Here is a 23497-nt window from a genome sequence, read left to right as displayed (position 1 = left end):
TGAAAAGACGCACGGCGCAGTAGGGGCGCCGTTCATTCGAAGGCGCCCCGCCGGCTTTCCGCTCGGGGCATCTCCGTGGCCCGGTTCAGGCCGGCTCCACACGCCCCGGACGGGTGGAGCCGGGTGTGGCCGGTCGGAAATTTCGCGCCGGCGCGGGGCGGCCGACATGGAAGCCCTGGACTTGGTCGATCCGGAATTGCCGCATCAGCGCCAATTGCTCCTCGGTCTCCACGCCTTCGACAAGGATCTTCGGACCGCGATTGCGGACGAGACCGATGATGTCCTTGAGCATGGCCTTGCCTCTCGGAGCGTCGCAATCATGCAGGAACGACCGGTCGATCTTCACCGTATCGAAATCGATCAAACGTAGCCATGACAGGCCGGCGAAGCCGGTACCGAAATCGTCGAGCCAGATGCGGATGCCGAGCGTCTTCAGGTCGCTGATGCAGCGCAGGATATCCGAATGCATCTCCATATCGAGCCCTTCGGTGATCTCCAGCGCCAGCCTGCCGCCCGCCACGCCCGTTTCTCCGAGGATGGCCGCAACGGAAGCGGCGAAGCCGGGCGATCTCAGTTGAATGGGCGAGACGTTGACGCTCACGACCGGGACATGATCGTTCGCCAGCAGTTCCTGGCACACCGTCCGTATGGCCCAGCGGCCGAGATCTAAGATGGCGCCGGTCCTCTCGGCAATGGGGATGAACAGGCTTGGAGGCACGGCGGTGCCGTCCAGCATTTTTAGGCGCATCAGCGCCTCGACGGCATCGACGCGGCCTGACGCGACGTTTCGTATGGGCTGGTAGACGAGCGAAACGAGCTTCTGGTCGATCGCGATCTTCAACAGGGCCGCGATATGCTCACTCTCGTCGCTGCTCTGCGGATCGTTCGGGTCGAACAGTCGGGTGCAGTTTCGGCCGTTTGCCTTTGCCCCATAAAGCGCGCGGTCCGCCTCGTGGATGAGCCTCTCGAGCTTCGATCCGGTCTGGCTCCTCGTGAAGGCGGCGCCGACGCTCACGGTCACGATGGACATCCCGTCCCGTCGCTGCTCGTGCGGCAGGGCAAGCGTCTCGACGCCGCATCGAATAGTCTCGGCGAGGGCCGCCGCCTCCTCCCGCGTCTTCAGGCGGGCGAGCACGATGAACTCCTCACCGCCATAGCGTCCGATCGAGCCATTGTATCGTTCGATTGAGTCCTTTAGGGCATTGGCAACCAGAACCAGACAGCGGTCGCCTTCCTGATGACCATAGAAGTCGTTGTATCTCTTGAAGAAATCGACATCGATAAGGATCGCGGCGAAGCTCTTTCCGTATTTCTGCCAGTCGCTCCAATAGTCTCGGAGCCTTTGATCGACCGCCCGGCGATTGTCGAGCCCGGTGAGGGAGTCGGTGTTCGACAGCCGCAGCAGGGCTCTTCCGCGTTCGGAGGCCTCCTTTTGCTGAATCCGCGCCTCGAAGGCATTCAGAAAGACCTTGAAGCGCTCTCTGTTGAGCTTCCAGTTCACATAGGACGTGAAGATAAAGCACGAAATGTAAAAGGTTCCGAAGGCAAGCTGATAGGATGCGCTCTTCGGAGTAAAGAAAAATAAAGCGAAGAAGAACGTGGCTAGAACGATGCTGGATGTGACTACTGAGAGACGGAACTGGAAGCTGAAGAACAGATTGGCGCCCATCATGAAGATGGCGCCGAAGATCATATAATAGGAAATGCTTTCGATCTGCGTCGTCATCATCGCGGGAAACAGCCAGCCCGCATGACCGAGGACGAGCGCCGCCGCGCAGGTCAAATCGAGCCATTGCGTTTTGGCGTTCATGCGAAACTGCGTTTCGATGACAAGGATGGCGACGGCGCCGATCACGAAGCGTGCCGCGATCGTGTAGGGGGCGACATCGGGAATGAGCAGGATATCGGTGACCAGGAACAGGAGATAGACGGTGACGGCGACCCAGAGTCCTTGCCTGACGCCGTTCCTCCGGGTCATCTCGCCTTCTTGCCGATAGAGGGCATAAAGCTCCTCTGCCCGCGGCCTATAAGGCTGCGCTTGCAAATCGATCTCAACTCCGTCGGCCAGGGTGTGCTTCATGCACTGATCCATTGCTTTTGCGTATGCTTGCCGAGGGCGGCGGCCTCTCCAGCAATCGACGCGATTTAGATGTCCCGCGCCTATCGTCCCGTAGCTAAACTACCGACGACGGGCAGAAATATTCGGGCACAATAGTAGAAGCGGATTAAGGTTTGCTGAATTAGCAGAGGTCAGCAACGTACATCTCACTGTACTGAAATAAACCAGTCAGATGGTTTGTTAACCATATTGCACGAAAGCTTGAGGCCCCGCTGGCGCGCCGCGCATTGCCGCGCATAATGTTAACAAACAGTTAACGGATGAGCATCGCGTGAGCCAAATTCAAATTGTCTTCGACGGCGAAAGCCTTATTACACCCACCGCAATTGCAAGCGAATTCGCTTCATCGAAAATCGAGCATCACGAAGAGCAGTTTTCGACCGGAAGAGCCGAGATTGCACTGATCCTGAACATCACGCAGCAACAATTCGCACATGGTGCGAATCCGGCGGAAATAATACATAGACTTGCCGGATCTCTACATGAGACGCGCAATAAATATCACCCGAGCGTCTGGCAGGAACTCATACCGATCGTGCAGGATCATCCGGTTTCGGAGTTCTTCCTGCAGGACCCCTTCACCCGCTGGTCATTCGAGAAGCCGAGAGGCTATTCAGGCGATGCCCAACTGCTCGACTTCATCTACGGACATCCAAGCATTACCGGCGAGATCACGAGAGCGACGCCGCTCGGGCAGGCGCTCTACGACTACACGAAGGACGCTTCGTCGTCGGTGGCAGTGAGAGAGCGGCGCGATCTCTTGACGCGCCACGTCGACGAGATCGCTGCGACACGGGGCGGGGAGGCGGAAATCCTGACGATCGCTGCCGGGCATCTGCGCGAAGCCAATCGTTCGACCGCCTTGCAGGAGCGGCGTATAAAGCGGTGGGTCGCTCTCGACCAGGATCCCCTGAGCGTCGGCTCGATCGCGCGCGACTTTGCGGGTACCCGCGTGGAGGCGATCGACGGCTCTGTCCGAGGTCTCCTGGGCAAGGCCCACAAGCTCGGTCGGTTCGACTTCATCTATGCTGCCGGGCTTTACGACTATCTTGCCGACAAGGTCGCCGTGAAGCTCACCCAAAGATGCCTGGAGATGCTGAAGCCCAACGGGGTCTTCCTTTTCGCCAACTTCGCGACCGATATCCGCGTCGATGGCTACATGGAGACCTTCATGAACTGGGCGCTGCTGCTGCGCTCGGAATACGACATGTGGAAAATCATCCACGCCAGCGCAGACCGCGAAAGCTTCGAGGCGCGCGTCGAGTTCGGCGCCAACCGAAACATCGTCTACGGCATCATCCAGAAGCGCGCGTAAACGGCGATCTAACTGCATGTTTCTTGTAGCGACTTCGCGCGTCTGACAGGACGCGCGGCGCTGTAGGTTCGCCGCGGCGGTTTCCGCCTGCCCGCCGCGGCCGCAAGCGCAGCGTCCATTCCAAACATGGACGTCAATGCTTCAGCCGTGAGCCTTTGCAGCCGTAGAGGGTAGGTCCGGCATGCAGGCGCGCCCATGCGCCGCCGGGCAGCGAAGGCTCCAGCGGCAATAGCGACGTCACCGTCAGGAAGCGGGCTGAGAGAGAGCTTCCGCTCGGTACGAAGGAGATCGGCCGCTGGAACGCTCGATCGTCCGGTTCCTCTTCTTCCGCGCCCCTGGCAGTCGCCGTCAGGCGCCACAAGACCTCCCGCGCCCTCGCTTTGCAGCGAATATGATCCGGATCGTCGGAGGAGATGTCCTCGAAGCTCGAGAACACGGCTATGGCAGCATCTTTCCGCCCTGCAGCGAGGAGCGCGACGGCCAGTTTGTATCGCACGAGGCCGCGATGGGGATGGCGGGTAAGAAGGCTTTCGAAGGTCTTGCTTGCCTCGCCGTAGCAGGCTTGCGCCACTTGCGAGTCTCCGAGTCGATGCCGAACGTCGTCGGCATCCGGCGCGATCGACAGCAGACCGCGATAAAGATGCTCCGCCTCCGCATGGTCACCCTTGTCGCTGCAGAGCAGCGCGAGCCCACGCCGCGCCTGAACATGCCCAGGCATGGTACGGATCACCTGTCGATATCCGGCCTCCGCCTCATCGATTCTGCCTTGCGTATGTAACGTCACCGCGCGCTCGAACACGATATCGATGCTGCGTCGGTTCAGCATGTCGTGCAGGTTGCGGCCGGTCCTGGTTCTGACGAGGACGCTGTGGATGCGCCGCCCGAAAGGATTTACCTTCTCGCCTTCATCGGCGTTCTCCACCCGGGCGAACGGCCCGTCGGGGAAGGCGCCGAGCAACCGCTCCAGCCGGGCTGGAGTGGGGTTGCAGCAATCGAACCGGATGCTCGTCCAGTTTTCGGTCGCGATAAAGCCGGCGAATGCATCCGCCGCGTCGTCTTCCAGGCCCGGCACGCAGAGGAAACCGCCATGGCCGATGCCGTGGTTGCCGATCATCAGGATCTCGTCGCAGAAGAGTCCCGTTCCCTGATCCTGATAGGTCGCCACCTCAAGCGGCAGGAAAGCTTGGTAGTGCCCGCCGGTCTGCTGCTGCCTCAAGGCGAGGATGAACCATCGCTCTTTGCACGGCAGGTATTGTTTCAGCCAGGCCCAGGACAGGAAAGGATGAGACTCCGGATCTGAGAGATATATTCCGTTCCAGTTGTCACGGATCGCTTCAAAATCTTTGGTGTATTCGATGACTTCTACTATCATTTTCGCCTCTCCGAGGCTGTACGCAGTAAGAACAAAAAAATATTGCGATTAAATGCTTCTAAAAATAAGGTCGGGGCTAAAGCGTCAATAGCTCTTATGTATTATGTGCCGCGCTTGCGCGAAGAGCCTTGAATTGATGCGCCCCATAATTGAATATTAGCAGGTCTTGGCGCGGGATGCGAGCGGAAACAGCATAGGCTCGCTCTCGTCTTTGCCTTCCGCGTCGGAACGAAACGGATTCAAAACGGCCTATTTGGAGCCTTCGTTCCGAAGCGCGTGCCCGCCCCAATCGATCCAAGATTATCGACGTGCTCGGTTCCATCTGGTGCTAGATCGAACGCTCGTCGAAGTTGGGCCGCGAGCGAATGAAGGCCCAGAGACGCTTGCTGATATCGGCAATCTCGCGGATCGCGTTGTCGAGGCGTTCCAGCTCGCGGGCATCGACCTGCTCGACCTTGCCGTAGCGCACGTCCTTTTCGCCTTCGACCAGCCGCATCATCTGCGTGCTCGAAATCTCCCCCTGCTCGTCGAAGGAGTAGATGCAGTGGTTGTATTTGTTTCTGACCTTTGCTTGCAGTTTGAGCCGCTCCGTGATCGCAAGTACCTCGTCGCGAGTCTCGGCGGGCGTCGTCGGCAGCTTCGCCAGACGCTCGGTCAAATCGATGCGCGCGCGTGTGGTGTTCAGCGTCAGGAAGACGATGATCGCCGATTCCTTCTCCACCTTCAGAAGGTGGGCGATGACATAGATCAGCAGGCTTTCCGTATTGGTCCAGACGTAGTTCAGGCGACCAACGAGCAAAAGCACATCGTGTGTAGCCGCCATGGCGATCTCCAAGCGGTCCTGAGGGGCAGCGCCAGGACCGGTCTTCGCTTCTTCATCGTTCCATAAAGGCGCGCGCCATGCTGTCCCGGATCGGTTTCGTCAGGTAGTCGAAGAAGGTTCGTTCGGCCGTTTGGATGAGGATCTCGGCGGGCATTCCCGGAGTTGGCGCGAAGCCTGGAATTCGCGTGAGTTCACTTACCGGCAGATTGACCCTGGCGAGATAGATGTCCTGTGCCCCGCTGTTCGCAGGATCGGGCAACGAGTCGGCAGAAACATAGAAGACCTCGCCGTTTAGGACCGGCGTCGTCCGCTGATTGAGCGCCGTAAGCCTGACGGTCGCCTTCTGGCCGATCTTGACGCTGTCGATCTCGGTGCGCAGCACCTGCGCCTCAATGATGAGAGGGACGTTCGACGGCAGGATCTCCATAATGGGCTTGCCGCTTTCGATGACGCCGCCGGACGTGTGATAGTAGAGCCGGACGACCGTGCCGCTGACCGGCGCGTTTATCGTCGCGCGACGCAGCACGCTCGCCGCACCTCTCAACTGCTCGCGGACGGAGTCCAGTTCGGCCTCCACCTTCTGCAATTCTTCAAGCGCGCTCTCGCGATAGGTTTCCTCCGTTTGACGGACCTGCTGCTCCTGTTTCAGGATCTGGGCGCCCGTTTCCGAAATCTCGGCTATCAGCCTCCCCATCTGCCCATCCGCGTCGGCGATCGCCCGCTGGACGGACTTGATCTCCGTTCGACGGATCAAATTCTTGTCCAAGAGCGACTTCTTGCCGGCCAGTTCCTCCTCGAGGAGGGCATGCTGCCGGCGAACGGCTTCGAGTTGGCGCTGGTAGCCTTCGGCGCGGAACCGAAAACCCTCGATGTTCTGTCTGAACAGCCCGACTTCGCTCTCCAGCTTGCTTCTCCAGGCCTGAAAATTGAGTTCCTGGCTCTCGACGATCGGGGCGAGCTCCGGGTCGTCGAGATGGGCGGCAAGAATGTCCGGCAGGGCAATCTGGTCGCGACCCTGAACCTGGGCCGTGAGGCGGGCGACGATCGCCTCAAGGCGGGCGCGCCGCAGAAACAGCTGACGTTCATTGGCGAGCGCTGCCGTCTCGTCCAACCGGACGAGCGGCTGGTCGGCGTTTACGTGGTCGCCTTCGCTCACCATGATGTCCTCGATGATCCCTCCTTCAAGGTGTTGGATGATCTTGTTCTGGCCGGTGGCGACGAAGCTTCCCTGCGCTATGACTGCTGCTGCCAGGGGCGCCGTGAAGGCCCACAGGCCGAAGCCCCCGAAGGTGATGGCCATGAGCACCAGCCCGGCGATGGTCTGCCTCCAGATCGACCGCGGAACCTCTGCATACCATTGGAGGTCGTAAACTTTGACTGTGTCCGTCATGGTCGCCTACGTAAGCTGGTTGTGGTCGAGCGGATTGCCCTCGAGATTCATGCCGCGCGAGGAGAGGGCCTTCAGGACGTCCTGGCGCATGCCGAAAAGGGCCACGGTGCCGTTCACCAGGAGCAGAACCTTGTCGACGCTGTTGAGGAGGGCGGGCCGCTGGGTAATGGTAATGACGGTGATTTTCTGCTGCCTGGCATGGGCAAGCGCGCGCGTTAGCGCGGCCTCGCCGGCGCTGTCGAGATTGGAATTGGGCTCGTCGAGCACCACCATGCGCGGGTTGCCGAAAAAAGCCCGGGCGAGCGCGACGCGCTGCTTTTGCCCGCCGGAGAGCGGCGATCCGTCGGCCGCGACGAAGGTCTCGTATCCGTGCGGCAGCAGGGCGATCATGTCGTGCACGTCGGCAAGCTTGGCGGCGGCATAGATGTCGGCGTCGCTGGCGTCCTCCTGCATGCGCGCGATATTGGCCTTGATCGTTCCCGGAAAGAGCTGAACGTCTTGCGGGAGATAGCCGATATTTTCGCCGAACTGACGCTGATCCCAGTTCCTCAAGTCCATGAGGTCGAGCCGGACATTGCCGGAAGTGGGCAGGATGGAGCCGACGAGCATCTTGCCGAGCGTCGTCTTGCCCGCGCCGGAACTGCCGATCACGGCAAGGGAGTCGCCCGGACTGAGCGAGAAGGTCACGCCGTTGAGGACGACGCGCTTGGTGCCCTGCGGGACGAAAAGCAGCCGCTCGACGTCGAGACGGCCCTCGGGACGGGGCAGTTTCAGTCGCTCGAAATTGAGCGGCGAGCTCTGAAGCAGCGAAGCGATGCGCGAATAGGCGGCACGCGACTGGATGACCTGGTGCCAGCCTTCGATCGCTCCCTCGATTGGGCCGAGCGCCCGGCCGGCGACGATCGATGCGGCAATGACCATGCCGCCCGTTAGCTCGCCATCGAGGGCGAGATGAGCTCCCCAGCCAAGCATCATGACCTGGGTGAGCAGCCGCACGGCCTTGGAGAGCGAGGCAAGGGCTATGTTGCGGTCCTGCGCCGTGACTTGGGCCTTGAGCGAGCCGGCCATGTCCTTGCCCCAGATACGCACGGCTTCCGGGATCATCGCCAGCGCGTTGATGATCTGCGAATTGCGCGACATCGAGTCGAGGTGGAGGTTCGCCTTGCTCTGGAATGTGTTGGCCTCTCCAAAGGGGGCCGCCGTCGCCTTCTGGTTCAACAAGGTGACGATGAGCAGGAGCAGGGCCGAAGCGATGACGATCGAACCGAGATGCGGGTGGATCAGGAAGACCGCCAGGACGAAGAACGGCGCGATCGGAGCATCGAGGAAGGAAAGCAGCGTGCTCGACACCAGAAAGGAGCGAAGCTGCTGCAGGTCTCCAAGCGTCTGATATTCCCGCCCGTTGCTGTGCAGCGAGGCTCGGGCGGCCGCGCTGAGGATCGGCGCACCCAACTGGGCGGCAACCTCGACCGCCGTCCGCATGAGGATCATGCGGCGAATTCCGTCGAAAACGGCCTGCAGAATCACCGCACCGACGATCAGCACGGTGAGCATGACCAGCGTGTCGACCGAGCGGCTGGTGAGCACCCGGTCCGATATCTGAAACAGATAGATCGGTATTGCGAGCACGAGCACATTGGTTGCGAGCGTGAACACCATCACGACCACCAGGTTCTGCTTGATCGCCCGCAGACCTGCCTTGAGGCTGGCGGAAAAATCGACCGGGCCGAGGCGCTTGTGGAAAACGCCTCCGCCTCCGCCATTGCCACCGCCGCTTCCTCCGCCCGAGGAGCCGCCTTTGTCGGGAGATCTAGGCTCAGCCTTGATGGGGCCCCGGTCGCCGTCGATCACGACCATCCCCGGTATGGAGGACTTATCCTTGAGTTCGGACCTTGGCTCGATGCTCGGCTTTTCGAAGCGCGGTTCGGGCCGGACCTCCTGGACGGGCGGACGCTGCTCGGCACTGCCGCCTCGCGGGCCGGGCACGATTTCGGCGGTGTTCGCGTTATCGGCCTTTAGCGTGGGCGTCCTTGTCTGTTGCATGACCTCCGTCGTCGCCGTCGCGCTCCGTTCGGACGTAGGTGGTGCGGCCGTATCTGCACGATCTGTTTCCTGGCGAATTCTTGCGGCCGCCGCGCCGCGAAGCTGATCAACCACCTTGTCGAACTCCTTGACACTGCAATCCAAGACATTTTCCGTGCGGTCGATTCTGCGGAGCAGTTGCTGGCGGGCAGCATCCGCGGCCGGGGTCTGCGGGGAGAACTCCGCCTCGTCCGCAGCCTCGTCGCCATCGGTTGCGAATTGCTCCCGGGACGGATCGCGGTGGTCGGTCATCATCTCCTCCCGCGCTCCCATCAGGCCAGCATGCTATGCATGGGGTCGGCATTCGCCGTATCGATTGCAGGCGGTGCGTGATCCGGCGGCTGCGGCCCCGGGTCGGGGGCCATCATGTCCTCACCGAGAAAAGCCACCGCTTCGTTGACGAGCGCATCGGGATCCTGACCACCGAGATACGGTTCGGTTTTGATCAGTTCGGCCTGGATCAGGATTTCGTCCGAATAGGCCTGGCCGCCCGTGTAGATGGTCCCGCCAGCATCGACATCGACGATGCCGGCGTAGTTGACCAATGCATTCGAACCCGTCGAAACCGTCCAGTCTGCTTCTGGATGGGCCGCAAGCTTGTTCATCGCCAGCGCGACCGTGTCGCTATCGCCCAGAATGTTGGTTTGCTTGACGTAGTTGAGGTTGATGAGGTCGCCTGAAATATAAAGCACCTTCAGGCCGCTCATGCCGGCGAAGGCGCCATCCTGCAGCACATCGTCCGGGAGCGACTTTTTTCCGCTTGCGAGGTCGCCGAAGGCGTCGAGGTAGGATTTCGGCATCGGTTTGACGGAGGTCGCGCCACCGGCTTCCACGATGCCCGCTTCGTTCCAGAGCAGGTTTCCATCGGTGGAGGCCGAACCTTTGCCGCTGGTGCCGAAACCTTCGACGGCGCCGACAAGATCGTTGTCCAGCAGGATGTTCAACTGCTGAATGATGTTGGCGTCGTAGACATTTCCACCGATGGAGATGAGATCGTAGTAATGTCCGAGCTCCGCGAGCGAGACATTGTTGATCGCGGTGTTATTGCCGGTGATGATCGAAGCCGTCGCGCCAGCGGACGCCAGGATGGCCGTGTCCTCATCGGTCATGAAGGTGAATTGCTCGAACCAGTTCATGACCAAGAGGTCGCCCTTGATCTCGGTGACGGCCCAAACGGCGGGGAAGCCGCCGGGTCCGGCCTGCTCCGCGTCGCCGGGGTCGGGATCGAGATGCTTGAACATCGCGATGTTGAAAGCCTCGGTCGGCTTGCCCGGCTCGAGGGTCCAGCCATTGAGGGCGGGGCTCAAGAGATCGTTGTCACACAGGACGTTTATCTGCACGATCGCATTGAGCTCGACATGGTCGCCGGCAACGGCGAGCACATGCGACTGTAGCCAGTTGCTCGTCAGCTGGACGGAATTGACCAGCGTGTTGCCGCCGGCTTCCAGTTCGACCGACGCCTCGATCGAGACATGACCCTCGCCTGCCTTGAAGTTGCCGCTGGCGTGATTGGAGGTCGCCGGCTTGTCCTCCGGCGTTTCCTCCGGTGGCGGCAGGTAGTCCTCAAGACGCGGTGCATCCTCTACGACCTCTCCGTTGACGAAGGTTCCTTCGAGCGTATCGGATTTCACCACGACGGTGTCTTCTTGTCCGTCACTTTCCGCAGAGAAGGCGTCAAGCTCTCGCGCCACAGTGGTGACGAAGGCGGCGATTTCTTCGGGGGAGCCGGGAATCTCTTCGGCGCCGATCGGGGAGATCTGCCGCGCCGCTTCGACGAGACCGTTCATGAGCGCGGTATTGTCGAGCTGAGGATCGAATCGCAGTCCATGACCGCCAAGGCTGACGGCGTCATTGTCCGAGAGCCATATCTGTTGAGAAGCGTACACGGCCGTCGATCCGGGCGGATCGATGTGAAGTTCGGGAGTGCCGGCTGATGATGAGGCGGCCCATCCGTGCCGGCTATCGAGCTCGCGAGCGTCGATGCCGTCAGCTTCGCGCGAAATCTGTATTTCGGGTGGGCGAAGGCCGGGATATAGCCTCGGGTTCAACTCGACCAGATCCGGCTCGGCCGGTCGGTAGGAAATACCGGGGTCGAAGTCCTTGAGCTCATAGGGTGCCTTCACCGTGACCGGCACGGAAGGGAGCTCCGGCGGCTCGTCCTGCGCTTTCTGGAGGGCCTTGAATTCTTCGTAGGCGTCACGCAGACGAATTTCTTCAAGAGCGATTGCGAAGAGGCCGATGAAGTGGGAGATCGCCTCGGTCGTCTTGTCGAAATACAGGGTCATTGTCAGCCCCCTTTTTTATTTCGGTGCTGTGGGACTGCGCGGGGGGAACCCGCGCAGTCCATTTCAATGCCCGATTCCGAAGAATGCGGATCGGTGACGTCGCTTTACGGTCAGGCGTCGTCGTCCTCGCCAACCGTCGTGCTGCTGTAGTTGCCGCCGACGACCGTCATGTCGATGGTATTGCCCTGCAGATTGGCGCCGAGCACGATCTGCTGGTTGAAGGCGTTGGTGTCGATCACCGCATCGGCTGTTGCCGAGGAGATCCCTTCGAGGAAACTATCGTCTCCATTGTAGGAACCCCACGTGCCGCCAGCTCCACCAGCTCCGCCAGCCCCGGTCGTCGCAATGCCGCCAGCGCCGCCAGCTCCGCCAGCTCCGCCTGTGGCATCACCGGCTACGCCGCCACCGGCCCAGGTGTCGCCTGCCCATGCACCGGTGAGAGCAAGGCCGCCATCGCCGGCACCGCCGGTAGCTGCTCCGCCGGTCCCGACGCCGCCGAAGGCATCACCGGTTGTTCCGCCGTTCGCGGTAGCAGCGCCACCGCCACCACCACCGCCGCCGTTACCGGCACCGATGCCGATGCCTGCACCCACGCCAACACCTGCGCCCAGCGCGTCGCCGCCGTCACCTGCATCGCCCGAGCTGCCACCATTGGCGTTGCCGGTCCTGCCAAGGGCGATGCTGTTGCCGCCATCGTTGTCGCCGCCATCGCCGCCGAAGTTCAGGATCGGAATCGAGAAGTCGTCGGTATCGGCACCGTCGCCGCCGTTGCCGGCATCGCTGGCGTTCGCGTCGTCGCTTTCGACGTCACCCGTCTCGCCGCCGTTGCCGGCTGTGCTGTTGCCACCGTCGCCGCCGGCTGCCGCGCCGACGCCGAGACCAACACCGAGCCCGAGCCCGACACCGAGGCCAGCACCGCCGTTACCACCGTTGCCGGCGGTAGCCGTACCGCCGTTAGCGCTACCGCTCGTGCCGCCCGTACCGACGCCGACGCTTGCCGCGATGCCGCCGAGGCCGTCGCCGCCGGTCGCGGAGCCATTGTTGATTGCGTCGCTGCCGATCGCCTTACCACCACCGGCGAAGCCACCAAGCGCGTTGCCACCGTCGCCGCCATTGCCGCCGTCGGCATCGGCATCGTCGCCACCCGAGCCGCCGTCGCCGCCGGCGTCGATGCCGTCGTCAGACGTGGCGGAGCCGGCATTGGCGTTGCCGTTCTGGTTCAGGACGCCACTGTTCGAAACGTCGTGCAGATGGTCGTCATCCGACATGATGGCGGATTGGCTGAAGACGTTACCCACGTCATTGCCTGAGCCATTAAGCGAGTCGTTCAGGATGTCCTTGAAGCTGACGCTCGCCATGCCGTGAATGGTCGAATTGTCGACATCCACGAAATCATCGTCCGTCGGCTCCCACCCCGAGAGGTCAAGATCGACATCTACGTCCACATCGACATCGGTCTTGCTTTCGACGTCAACCTTCGTCTCGTTCTTGTTGAGGTTCGCGTTCAGGTTGGCATTGCCGTTATGGTTGGCATTGCCGTTCCCGTTCAGGTTGGCGTTGCCGTTCCCGTTCAGGTTGGCGTTGCCGTTCCCGTTCAGGTTCCCGTTGCCGTTCGCGTTTCCATTGGCATTGCCATTGCCGTTCAGATTGCCGTTGAGGTTATAGGACTCGCTGGACTGCGTCTGGTCTTGCCCCTGATCCTGCGCTTGATCCTGCCCTTGGTCCTGATCCTGCTTCTGCTTCTGAAGTTCGAGCTGAGCTTGAAGTTCGTGCTGGCTCTGGTCCTGGTCTTGATCTTGGCTTTGGTTGTCCCACGGCCACAGGAAATGTTTATCCTTGCTCATAGAGATGTCCTCAAGTTGAGGCCGCGACAGCCGAACCGCCTTTTTCTCTCACGCGGTTTGGGGCCATGCGGTCTGGTGGGTGAAATGAACAAAGTATTTCAATGAAAATTTGGATCGTCGGGGCGGCCTGGCGCAGCCCGGATCTCGCACACAGATTGTTGCGGTAGCAGCAGTCCTCCCCTGTTTGGAGCAGTCGGGCCTCGCCTCCAGAAAGGGTTGCGCGTCCGGCGCAATCCTGGTCCTCCCGGACCCGAGCCTCCCTGCTCGTTCATTTGCCTGGGCAGTCTGGTTGCAACCTGCACAAATTGTAAGCTGCCTGTTCGGATTAGCTCGCAGGGCAGCTGCGGGAATTTTTACCTCACCTCAAGGTTGATTGCGGAAGAGAGAGTCATAGGAGGGAAACCATGCGAGTAGTTTTGTGGACGCTACCACTTTCGAGGTACTTGCCGTGGCCGACCTTCAAGGCCAAACCTACTCCAATCGGAAGAAACCTAATCGGAAGTGGACATGAGTGATCCTGACGGAGGTGTCGGCAACGACAACCAGCGCCTATGAAGAGATTTCACGAGATACTTCTCTTGATCGGACAGTTGAACTACACGTGGACCAACACGGAAAGTCTGCTCATCTACTTGATTGCCGGCCTTGCGAATGTGGACAAGGAAACTGCGGTCATCATTTTCCTGACGCTGAATACGACACGCGCCCGCATCGAGCTCGTAGAGCGGCTCGCCAAGATGGCCAAGACGGCGCCCGAGCGCCGACAGGAGATCCTGGCTGTGACTCAGCAGCTTGGTAAGCGGGCAAAGCTCAGGAACAAGTACAGCCATTGCGTCTATTCGTTCGACGAGACCGGGGATCAGGCAAGCACGCAGCTGATGGCCATCTTCGACAGCAGGGACACCATCAGGTACGGCAAGATCGAACAGATCGACGATGCGGAGGTGGCGAGGATCAACGAGGCGATCGACCAAATCATGAAGATCAACAAGGCGATCTGGAGTATCGTCGAGAGACACTCGTTTCCGCGCTGAGCGAATTCAGGGGAGCCGGGCTATTTTCTGGATCTATCGGAAAGATTAACGGTGCGTTCGGACAGGCCCCAGCTCTTCGTCACGAAGGATGCGGTAAGAGGGAGCCAGCACCGAAACCCTTTCATCTTTTATAGGGATTTTTGGGGCGCTGGCTCTCTTAACAGTTCAGATGAACTTGTCGTTCACGGGTTCCGATTTCCATATTTTACTTTTTCAATATACTTGGCGGCATCTGCCTAAATTACTACGTGTTTGAATAATTAGTCATACGCTTAGTCATATGTACGCAATATAGATACTTCCGGATACGCTGGACATTGCCCGGAGACGCACTAAAGCCTGTGCGACGATCGGAGTGTGATCCGGAATGCGACGTAGCGAAAGCTATCAATTGTAGTTAGGACTCGCGGCGCTCGCCCTGTGGCTGCGACAATCGCCGCTCGAAGCGCATGCGTCGAGGCAGGAGATGGAGCGCCAAAGCCCAGCTCGTACGCTGCTGCGTCGCCAGGTCAATCGGCGTTCCGCGTTAACACAATGGTAACATTTGAGATTTACGGGCTTTCCCGCTCGCGCATCGCGAGCCGCCGTTGCAGCCACGAAAGAAGGCGCCCGGCAAGCGATCGGAACGCTCTTCGGCCGATGGAGCGTGATCCGACGCCGGAGCACCTGTGGCAGTAATTCGTTATGAGTACGGTTGTGGATGCATGACCCGGCGGGCGAGCCGTCGCAGGGGCCCTATCCAACGATAGGGGTTGCGGGACCGGCCGCGATTGCGCGCTCTTCCCGTCTGCCGGTGACGCCACATTTACCCGTCAAAAGCAAAGGATCGCCGCTGGAAGCGGGAAAATAGCGGGATTGCCTTTGGCCTAGCGCCTGTATCTCCGCCAATTAGCCCAAAAATGGTTCACTTTCGAACGATTTAGACGAGAATGTGGCACTCATCTAGCCCTTTTGGGTGGTTTGCGATCCCCCATATTTACGATAGATTAGTCATTACGAATTTTTCCTTAACGGTAAATTCGCTTTTTTAAACCGAATAAATTTTCAAGCACTGGGCCCTCCCGACGGGTCAGAAACCCGCAAAAATATGGGGGTCTAAGGAGGGGTAAATGTATCGTACGAGCTCGAGTCTGAGCAACTTTGAAGATAAGGTATTGCAGAAGAAAAGTAAGATCCTAATGCTCGCCAAGACCGACCTGTTCGCCGAATGCCTGACGCAGGCGATCAGCGCGCGTTTTCAAGATCAGGAAGTCGTGAGCCTTTCCGATGCCGACGGCCTTCTGGACGGGAATCTCGTCGACCTAAGCCTGGTCATGCTCTATCGCATGCCCACGGCGGCATTTCCATCGATCATCAGGATGATCCGTGAGTTTCATCCGAAGGCGGCGATCGGTCTGGTCGTAGAGGATGCGGATGATCTCGACTCGTCGATCGCCGGGTTCGTTGACGAGGGGCTGATTCACGGCGTGCTGCCGCGTAATCTCCATCTCGACGTCTGCCTGACGGTTATCGACCTCCTCATGAAAGGGGGCGAGCATTTTCCCGCCGCACTGCTCAGGCGTTTGGCGCCACAAGGACACGCTGCCGGTGGTCTTGTCGCGCAACAGGAGGCGGTTTGTGAAAGCATCGATCTGGAAAGCGGCGCCGACATCGGCAAAGGCGTACTGACGGCGCGCGAGATTCAGATTCTCGATCTTATCTGCATGGGTACGCAGAACAAGATCATCGCCGATCGGCTCGGCCTCTCCGAGAACACCGTGAAGGTGCATGTTCGCAACATCTACAAGAAGATGAACGTGCGCAATCGCACGGAGGCGGCGTCGCGCTACTTCAGAAGCGAAGCGGATCTCGGCTCGCTCCGCATGCCCTCGCGTTGGCGCAACTGACGCGCGGCCTCTTTTGCACGCGCAGTGCCTAGACTATCATCTTGAAGGCTGCTCACGGCGCCGCACGAAAGGACGTGCGGCGCCGTGAGGCTGTATTGCGGCGGCCGCCTATTCGGCAGCCTGCGGATTCTTGAGGGTGCCACGGCGGATCTGATCGGCTTCGATCGATTCGAATAGCGCGCGGAAGTTACCTTCGCCGAAGCCCTCGTCGCCCTTGCGCTGGATGAATTCGAAGAAGATCGGGCCAATGACGGTACGGGAGAAGATCTGCAGCAGGATCTTCGTCATGCCGCCGTTCACCACGCCCTCGCCGTCGATCAGGATGCCGTGCTCCTTCATCCGTTCGACCGGTTCCTCGTGGCCGTGGACGCGCTCGTGCGACATTTCGTAATAGGTCTCCGGCGGTCCCGGCATGAATTTGAGGCCGTTCTCGGCCAGCTTGTCGACGGCATTGTAGATCGCCTCGGTGCCGACGGCGATGTGCTGGATGCCTTCGCCCTTGTACTTCTTCAGATATTCCTCGATCTGGCTGGTGTCGTCCTTCGACTCGTTCAAGGGAATCCGAATCTTGCCGCAGGGCGAGGTGATCGCGCGGCTGACGAGGCCGGTGATGCGACCGTCGATGTCGAAGTAGTGGATCTGCTTGAAATTGAACAGCTCGCGATAGAAGGCCCACCACTTGTCCATATTGCCGCGATAGACGTTGTGGGTCAGGTGGTCGAGATAATAGAAACCGACGCCGGCCGGCTTCGGATCACGCTCGCCCAGCCATTCGAACTCGGCTTCGTAGGCGGAGCCCTTTTCGCCGTAGGTTTCCACGAAGTAGAGAAGCGAGCCGCCAATGCCGACGATCGCCGGCACATCGAGGCACTTGTCTTTGCCGGCATAGGGCTCGGCGCCTTTCGCAACGGCGTGCTCGAAGGCATGCTTCGCGTCGACGACGCGCCAGGCCATCGACGGGGCGCAGGGCCCGTGCTTGTCGACGAAGCGCATGGCATGCGAGCCAGGCTCCGCGTTCAGGATGTAGTTGATGTCGCCCTGCCGCCAGACGGTGATGTTCTTCGTCCTGTGCTTGGCAACCGGCATGTAGCCCATGCGACTGAAGAGGTCCCTGAGCTTCTCCGGTTCCGGGTGGGCGAATTCGACGAACTCGAATCCGTCCGTTCCGGCGGGATTGTCCGCCGAAATCGTTGCAGGCGGTGCGTCATGCGGGAACGGGCCCATGGAAAGTCTCCTCTTATCCTCCAAACTCCGTTGAAGTATGGCGCAAACCCGATGCATGATGCTTGTATTCTTGCATCAATTGACGAGAAGCATGCATGAAATATGCGGAAGATGACACGGGGACGCATGAATGGAGCAGCTTGACGGATTCGACCTCAAGATCCTCAGCGAATTGCAGCGCGACGGACACCTGACCAACAATGAATTGTCCGAGCGGATCGCGCTCTCACCCTCCCAATGCTCGCGGCGGCGCACCCGGCTGGAGGCGGAAGGCTATATCACCGGCTATCAGGCGCAGATCGACCGCCAGAAGCTGGGGCTCGACCTTATGGTGGTGATTTCAGTGACGCTCGCCACGCACAACCGCGACAATGCCAAGCGTTTCGCGAAGCTCGTCTCCAGCCTGCCGGAGGTGCTGGAAGCCTATGCGCTGACCGGCGAGATGGACTATCACCTGCGCGTGGTGACGCCCGACCTTGCCGGGCTGTCGCATTTCGTCAACGACGTGCTCTTGCCGCACGACAGCGTCCAGCACGTGAAGACTTCGATCGTGCTCGAAACGCTCAAGAGTTTCGAAGGGCTACCGATACCGGAGCGAATGAAGGGTTAGCGATTATTCGCCTGCGACCGATTTCTTCATCGCCCGTTCCACGGCGCGCAGGCCTGTGGCGAGTGCTTCCATATCGTCCGCGCCGAGGGTGGAAAGCAGTTCCGCCTGATAACGCTTCGCGAGCTCCGTCAGCTCCTTATAGGCCTGCTCGCCTGCAGGGGTCAGCGCCAGGTGCTCGAAGCGGCGGTCACGGCCATCCTCTTCGCGCTTGAGCCATCGGCGCTGCTCGAGGCTGAAGACGGCGCGGCTCACCTTCGTCTTGTGCATGGAGGAATGTGCGCCGATCTCGGTTGCCGTCATGCTGCGGCCCGAGCTGCCGAGTGCTGCGAGCGTTCGCCATTCGGGACGGGTGAGCTGAAAGCGCGCCTTGTATTGCGCGGCAAAGCGCAGCGCCACGAATTCCGCCGCACGGTTCAGCCGATAGGGCAGGAATGTCTCCAATTCGAACCCGTTCTCCGCCATTCGCACCTGTCCTTGATAGTTACAAAATCAATAGTTACGATTGTAACTAATATGATGAGAAGGCGAGGAGGTGCAAGCCATGTTAGAGAAGGCGGAAAAGCGGCGCGGGACCGCAGCGGGCCAGGAACGGACGCTCAATTACATGCCCGGTTTCGGCAACGACTTCGAAACTGAAAGCCTGCCCGGCGCCCTGCCGCAGGGGCAGAACAGCCCGCAGAAGTGTGAATACGGGCTCTACGCCGAACAGCTCTCCGGTTCGCCGTTCACAGCGCCGCGCGGCACCAACGAACGATCTTGGCTCTATCGCATTCGGCCGAGCGTGCGCCATACGGGGCGTTTCCGCAGGATCGATTATCCGCTCTGGAAGACGGCGCCGCATATCGTCGAGCATTCACTCGCGCTCGGGCAGTTGCGGTGGAGCCCTCTTCCCGTTCCAACGGGCACCCTCGACTTTCTTGAAGGCATCCGCACCATGACGACGGCGGGCGATGCGCTTACGCAAGCCGGCATGGCCGCGCATGTCTATGTCTTCAATGCCGACATGGTGGACGACTATTTCTTCAACGCCGATGGCGAACTCTTGATCGTGCCGGAAACCGGCGCCATCCAGGTCTTCACCGAACTCGGCAAGATGGATGTGGAGCCGTCGGAAATCTGCCTCGTGCCGCGCGGTACAATGTTCAAGGTCACCCGCCTCGGCGAGGAGCAGGTCTGGCGCGGCTATATCTGCGAGAATTACGGCGCCAAGTTCACGTTGCCGGACCGCGGCCCGATCGGCGCCAATTGCCTCGCCAATCCGCGCGACTTCAAGACGCCGGTTGCAGCCTTCGAGGACAAGGAGACGCCGTGCCGGGTGCAGGTGAAGTGGTGCGGCTCCTTCCATATGGTCGAGATCGGCCATTCGCCGCTCGACGTCGTCGCCTGGCATGGCAATTACGCGCCTTACAAGTACGACCTCAAGACCTTCTCGCCCGTCGGCGCGATCCTGTTCGATCATCCCGATCCATCGATCTTCACGGTGCTGACGGCGCCGTCGGGCGAGGAGGGTACGGCAAATGTCGATTTCGTGATCTTCCCGCCGCGCTGGCTGGTTGCGGAGCACACCTTCCGTCCGCCCTGGTACCACCGCAACATCATGAGCGAGTTCATGGGGCTGATCTACGGGCGCTACGACGCGAAGGAGGAGGGCTTCGTACCCGGCGGCATGAGCCTGCACAACATGATGCTGGCGCACGGGCCGGATGCATCCGGCTTCGAAAAGGCGACGAACGGCGAGTTGAAACCGGTGAAGCTCGACAATACCATGGCCTTCATGTTCGAGACCCGCTTCCCGCAGCAGCTGACCAAATTCGCGGTCGAACTGGAGACGCTGCAGGACGACTACATCGACTGCTGGGCCGGCCTCAAGAAGCGCTTCAACGGAACGCCGGAGGGCGATTGGTCTTGAGCGCACGTCTTGTTTTGCTTGGCAGCAAGGGCGGCCCGGCGATCCGGCCGGGTGGCCCCTGGCCGACATCCTCGCTCCTGGAGATCGCCGGTCGCAGGATCGTGATCGACTGCGGGCTCGGCGTCACCCGTGGGCTGACCGATGCCGGCATGTCGCTCAAGGCGCTGGATATGATCGTCGTCACCCACCTGCATTCGGACCACGTGCTTGAACTCGGGCCGTTGATCCACACCGCCTGGACTGCCGGCCTCGCGGACCTCGTGCGCGTCTTCGGACCCGCCGGCACCCGGGCCTGCTGGCAGGGCTTCCTTCAATCGATGGCCTTCGACATCGATATCCGGATCGTTGACGAGGGTAGGCCGGATCTCCGCAGGCTCGTCGAGGTTGTCGAATTCTCAGACGGTGAAGTGTTTTCGCAGGACGGCCTCACCGTGTCGGCGCTACGCGTCGATCACCCGCCGGTCACGGACTGCTTCGCTCTGCGCTTCGATCATGCGGAGGGCACGGTCGTGTTCTCCTCCGACACGGCCTATTTCCCGCCACTGGCCGATTTTGCGAGCGGCGCCGACATTCTCGTCCACGAAGCGATGCTCGCTGCAGGGGTCGACCGCCTCGTGGCGCGCACCGGCAATGGCGCGCGGCTGAAGGAACATCTGCTTGCAAGCCACACATTCGCAGAACAGGCGGGCGCGATCGCAGAGGCGGCCGGTGTCGGCCGGCTCGTGTTGCATCATCTTATCCCGGCCGACGACCCGGAGGTCTCGCAAGCCGACTGGATCACGGCGGCGCGCAAAAGCTGGCCGGGCGCCTTGACGGTCGCATCCGACGGCCTTGTTGTGGAGTTTGCGGATGATTCGTCCGTGTAGAGGAGGACTGCATGAAATTGGCGACACTCAAGGACTCCACCCGCGACGGCAGGCTCGTCGTGGTCTCGAAAGACCTGACCCGTTGCTCCGAGGTCGGCCATATCGCCCGCACGCTACAGGCGGCGCTCGATGACTGGGCACATGTGGGGCCGCGGCTTGCGCGCGTTGCCGAGGGAATCGAGACCGGGTCGCAGCCGACCATGCGCTTTCATGAGCATGATGCGGCTTCCCCTCTGCCGCGGGCGTTCCAATGGGCGGATGGTTCGGCCTATGTCAATCATGTCGAGCTCGTCCGAAAGGCGCGCAATGCCGAGATGCCGGCGAGTTTCTGGACCGATCCGCTGATTTACCAAGGCGGCTCCGACAGTTTTCTGGGCCCACGCGATCCGATCCTGATCGCCGACGAGGCCTGGGGGATCGATATGGAGGGTGAAGTTGCGGTGATCGTCGACGACGTGCCGTTGGGCGCAACGGCGGACGAGGCGAGGGGTGCGATCCGCCTTATCATGCTCGTCAACGACGTTTCGCTCCGTGGCCTCATTCCGGGCGAGCTTGCCAAAGGTTTCGGCTTCTACCAATCGAAGCCGTCTTCCTCCTTTTCGCCCGCAGCGGTAACGCCGGAGGAACTGGGCGAGGCCTGGGATGGCGGCAGGCTGCATCTGCCGCTCCATGTCGATCTCAACGGCAAGCCCTTCGGCCGCGCCGACGCCGGGATCGACATGACGTTCGACTTTCCGCAGTTGATTGCTCATGCCGCACGGACGAGGCCGCTTGCGGCGGGCACGATCGTCGGCTCCGGCACCGTTTCCAACAAGCTCGACGGCGGGCCCGGGAGGCCGGTTTCGGAGGGCGGGGTCGGGTATTCCTGCATTGCAGAACTGCGCATGATCGAGACGATCGAGAGCGGTGCGCCGAAGACGCAGTTCCTGAAATTCGGCGACGTCGTCCGGATCGAGATGAAGGACAAACGCGGCCATTCGATCTTCGGCGCTATCGAACAGAAGGTCGAGAAATACGAGCGCGCCTGAAGCGGTGCGGCGGAGGCGAAAGTGGCGAACGAGACCGTTCTTTACGACTACTGGCGCTCCTCGGCGAGCTACCGCGTGCGGATCGCGCTCAACCTCGTCGGCGAAAGCTACCGCTCCGTTCCGATCGATCTGCTTGCGAAGGCGCATCGCGCGCCCGAGCACCTCGGGCGCAACCCGCAGGGGCTCGTGCCGGTGCTCGACATCGATGGCGAGCGGCTGACGCAATCGCTCGCCATCATCGAATATCTTGCGGAGACACGAAAAGGGGCCGGCTTTCTTCCTGCCGATCCGCTCGGCCGGCAACGCGTCCGCGCGCTTTCCTATGCGGTCGCAATGGAGATCCATCCCGTCTGCAATCTCGGTGTCGTCGCCCATGTAATGGCAAGTGCCTCGGACGGCGAGCTGGCGCGGCGGACGTGGATGCAGAAATTCATCGGCGAGGGCCTGGCCGCGTTCGAGAGGATGCTGGATCACCTTTCGACCGGAACATTCTGCCACGGAGACGACCCGAGCATGGCAGACATCTGCCTCGTGCCGCAGGTCTACAATGCGCGGCGCTGGGAGGTCGATCTCTGCCATTGCCCGCGGATCGTCGCCATAGATCAACGCTGCGCCGAGATCGACGCCTTCGCGAGAGCGCACCCCGATCAGGCAAAGCATTAGCGAGCCCATTCCGATTGCCGTTGCGCGCGGCGCAGCCGTGACCTGTTCCGTCCACCCGATGTCGCGAATGGATCGGCGGGGCGTAAGCCGCCACGCTAGTTTTCGCGTGACTGCCCATGTAAGGGGGCGCGGAAACACCTCAAGAACGAGAGACCCATCGATGAAAAGCTATGTGCTGACCGTCACCTGCAAATCCACCCGCGGCATCGTTGCCGCCATCACCGGCTATCTCGCGGAAAAGGGCTGTTACATCAGCGACAGCTCGCAGTTCGACGATCTCGAAACGGGCCTCTTCTTCATGCGCCTCACCTTCATCAGCCAGGAAGGCGCGAAGCTGGAGGAGCTGCGCGAAGGCTTCGAGCCGGTCATCAAGCGCTTCGGCATGACGATGGAGATCCGCGATTCCGAAGAGCGCATGAAGGTGCTCCTGATGGTGTCGCGTTTCGGCCATTGCCTCAATGACCTGCTCTACCGCTGGAAGATCGGCGCGCTGCCGATCGACATCGTCGGCGTCGTCTCCAACCACTTCGACTATCAGAAGGTGGTGGTCAACCACGACATTCCCTTCCACTGCATCAAAGTGACGAAGGAGAACAAGCCGAAGGCGGAAGCCCAGCTCATGGAGATCGTCGAGCAGACCGGCGCCGAGCTGATCGTGCTTGCCCGCTACATGCAGGTGCTTTCGGATGCGCTCTGCAAGAAGATGTCGGGGAAGATCATTAACATCCACCACTCCTTCCTGCCGAGCTTCAAGGGTGCCAACCCCTACAAGCAGGCCTATGAGCGCGGCGTCAAGCTGATCGGCGCGACGGCCCATTACGTCACCGCCGATCTCGACGAGGGGCCGATCATCGAGCAGGACATCGCCCGCATCACCCATGCGCAGTCGGCCGAAGACTATGTCTCGATCGGCCGCGACGTCGAAAGCCAGGTGCTGGCCCGCGCCGTGCACGCCCATATCCATCACCGCTGCTTCATCAACGGCAACCGCGTCGTGGTCTTCCCGCCGAGCCCGGGGAGCTATGCGTCCGAGCGGATGGGCTGAGA

The 23497-nt window shown here is 60.8% G+C and carries 18 protein-coding genes; 9 read left to right on the top strand and 9 right to left on the bottom strand.

What is annotated here, in order from left to right:
- Window positions 1-85: 85 nt before the first annotated feature.
- Window positions 86-2080, bottom strand: a complete 1995-nt coding sequence (locus AYK65_RS15010; protein WP_046116636.1) for a putative bifunctional diguanylate cyclase/phosphodiesterase — start codon at window positions 2078-2080, stop codon at window positions 86-88.
- 310 nt (window positions 2081-2390) lie between these two features.
- Between AYK65_RS15010 and AYK65_RS15005 the strand changes: the two genes are divergently transcribed.
- Window positions 2391-3434, top strand: coding sequence for a class I SAM-dependent methyltransferase (locus tag AYK65_RS15005; RefSeq protein WP_026616085.1), 1044 nt, complete (start codon window positions 2391-2393; stop codon window positions 3432-3434).
- Window positions 3435-3567: 133 nt separating this feature from the next.
- Here the strand turns inward: AYK65_RS15005 and AYK65_RS15000 are convergent, their stop codons facing one another.
- From AYK65_RS15000 to AYK65_RS14975, 6 genes are all read right to left on the bottom strand, one after another.
- Window positions 3568-4806 carry a tetratricopeptide repeat protein gene (locus AYK65_RS15000; RefSeq protein WP_026616086.1) on the bottom strand — a complete coding sequence of 413 codons (1239 nt, stop codon included), beginning with the start codon at window positions 4804-4806 and terminating at the stop codon, window positions 3568-3570.
- 328 nt (window positions 4807-5134) lie between these two features.
- Window positions 5135-5629 carry a hypothetical protein gene (locus AYK65_RS14995; protein ID WP_026620640.1) on the bottom strand — a complete coding sequence of 165 codons (495 nt, stop codon included), beginning with the start codon at window positions 5627-5629 and terminating at the stop codon, window positions 5135-5137.
- Between the two features lie 52 nt (window positions 5630-5681).
- Window positions 5682-7019 carry an HlyD family type I secretion periplasmic adaptor subunit gene (locus AYK65_RS14990; RefSeq protein ID WP_081158860.1) on the bottom strand — a complete coding sequence of 446 codons (1338 nt, stop codon included), beginning with the start codon at window positions 7017-7019 and terminating at the stop codon, window positions 5682-5684.
- Between the two features lie 6 nt (window positions 7020-7025).
- Entirely contained in the window at window positions 7026-9353 is a 2328-nt protein-coding gene (locus AYK65_RS14985; protein WP_026616089.1) for a type I secretion system permease/ATPase, read from the bottom strand.
- A gap of 20 nt (window positions 9354-9373) precedes the next feature.
- Complete coding sequence (locus tag AYK65_RS14980; protein WP_081158858.1) at window positions 9374-11386, bottom strand: type I secretion protein; 2013 nt, start codon at window positions 11384-11386, stop codon at window positions 9374-9376.
- A gap of 110 nt (window positions 11387-11496) precedes the next feature.
- On the bottom strand, window positions 11497-13230 hold the full coding sequence (locus AYK65_RS14975) for a hypothetical protein (protein WP_046116570.1): 1734 nt from the start codon (window positions 13228-13230) through the stop codon (window positions 11497-11499).
- A gap of 551 nt (window positions 13231-13781) precedes the next feature.
- On the opposite strand from AYK65_RS14975, the gene AYK65_RS14970 reads away from it, so the two are divergent.
- Entirely contained in the window at window positions 13782-14264 is a 483-nt protein-coding gene (locus AYK65_RS14970) for a hypothetical protein (RefSeq protein WP_081158856.1), read from the top strand.
- Between the two features lie 1109 nt (window positions 14265-15373).
- Window positions 15374-16150, top strand: a complete 777-nt coding sequence (locus AYK65_RS14965) for a helix-turn-helix transcriptional regulator (RefSeq protein ID WP_046116569.1) — start codon at window positions 15374-15376, stop codon at window positions 16148-16150.
- Between the two features lie 108 nt (window positions 16151-16258).
- Here AYK65_RS14965 and hppD read toward each other — a convergent pair whose 3' ends face one another.
- A complete protein-coding gene (gene hppD, locus AYK65_RS14960) occupies window positions 16259-17374 on the bottom strand; it encodes a 4-hydroxyphenylpyruvate dioxygenase (RefSeq protein ID WP_081158855.1) in 1116 nt (371 codons plus the stop codon).
- Between the two features lie 130 nt (window positions 17375-17504).
- Here hppD and AYK65_RS14955 point away from each other — a divergent pair, with 130 nt between their 5' ends.
- Window positions 17505-17984, top strand: a complete 480-nt coding sequence (locus tag AYK65_RS14955) for an Lrp/AsnC family transcriptional regulator (RefSeq protein WP_026616095.1) — start codon at window positions 17505-17507, stop codon at window positions 17982-17984.
- 3 nt (window positions 17985-17987) lie between these two features.
- Here the strand turns inward: AYK65_RS14955 and AYK65_RS14950 are convergent, their stop codons facing one another.
- Window positions 17988-18446 (bottom strand): MarR family winged helix-turn-helix transcriptional regulator, encoded by a 459-nt coding sequence (locus AYK65_RS14950; RefSeq protein ID WP_026616096.1) that lies wholly within the window; start codon window positions 18444-18446, stop codon window positions 17988-17990.
- Between the two features lie 79 nt (window positions 18447-18525).
- On the opposite strand from AYK65_RS14950, the gene hmgA reads away from it, so the two are divergent.
- The 5 genes from hmgA to purU all read left to right on the top strand — a co-directional run bounded on the left by hmgA (window position 18526) and on the right by purU (window position 23495).
- Window positions 18526-19893, top strand: coding sequence for a homogentisate 1,2-dioxygenase (gene hmgA / locus AYK65_RS14945; protein WP_081158853.1), 1368 nt, complete (start codon window positions 18526-18528; stop codon window positions 19891-19893).
- Complete coding sequence (locus AYK65_RS14940) at window positions 19890-20759, top strand: MBL fold metallo-hydrolase (RefSeq protein ID WP_046116635.1); 870 nt, start codon at window positions 19890-19892, stop codon at window positions 20757-20759. The genes hmgA and AYK65_RS14940 overlap by 4 nt, the downstream gene beginning before the upstream one ends.
- Before the next feature lie 11 nt (window positions 20760-20770).
- On the top strand, window positions 20771-21787 hold the full coding sequence (locus AYK65_RS14935) for a fumarylacetoacetate hydrolase family protein (protein ID WP_026616099.1): 1017 nt from the start codon (window positions 20771-20773) through the stop codon (window positions 21785-21787).
- A gap of 21 nt (window positions 21788-21808) precedes the next feature.
- Window positions 21809-22450: a maleylacetoacetate isomerase gene (gene maiA, locus AYK65_RS14930; protein ID WP_026616100.1), complete on the top strand. Its 642-nt coding sequence runs from the start codon at window positions 21809-21811 to the stop codon at window positions 22448-22450.
- Between the two features lie 160 nt (window positions 22451-22610).
- Window positions 22611-23495, top strand: coding sequence for a formyltetrahydrofolate deformylase (gene purU / locus AYK65_RS14925; protein WP_026616101.1), 885 nt, complete (start codon window positions 22611-22613; stop codon window positions 23493-23495).
- Window positions 23496-23497: the final 2 nt, after the last annotated feature.

The organism is Ensifer aridi (assembly GCF_002078505.1).
GTDB classification, from domain to species: domain Bacteria; phylum Pseudomonadota; class Alphaproteobacteria; order Rhizobiales; family Rhizobiaceae; genus Sinorhizobium; species Sinorhizobium aridi.
This window is presented reverse-complemented; position numbering and strand designations above follow the sequence as displayed.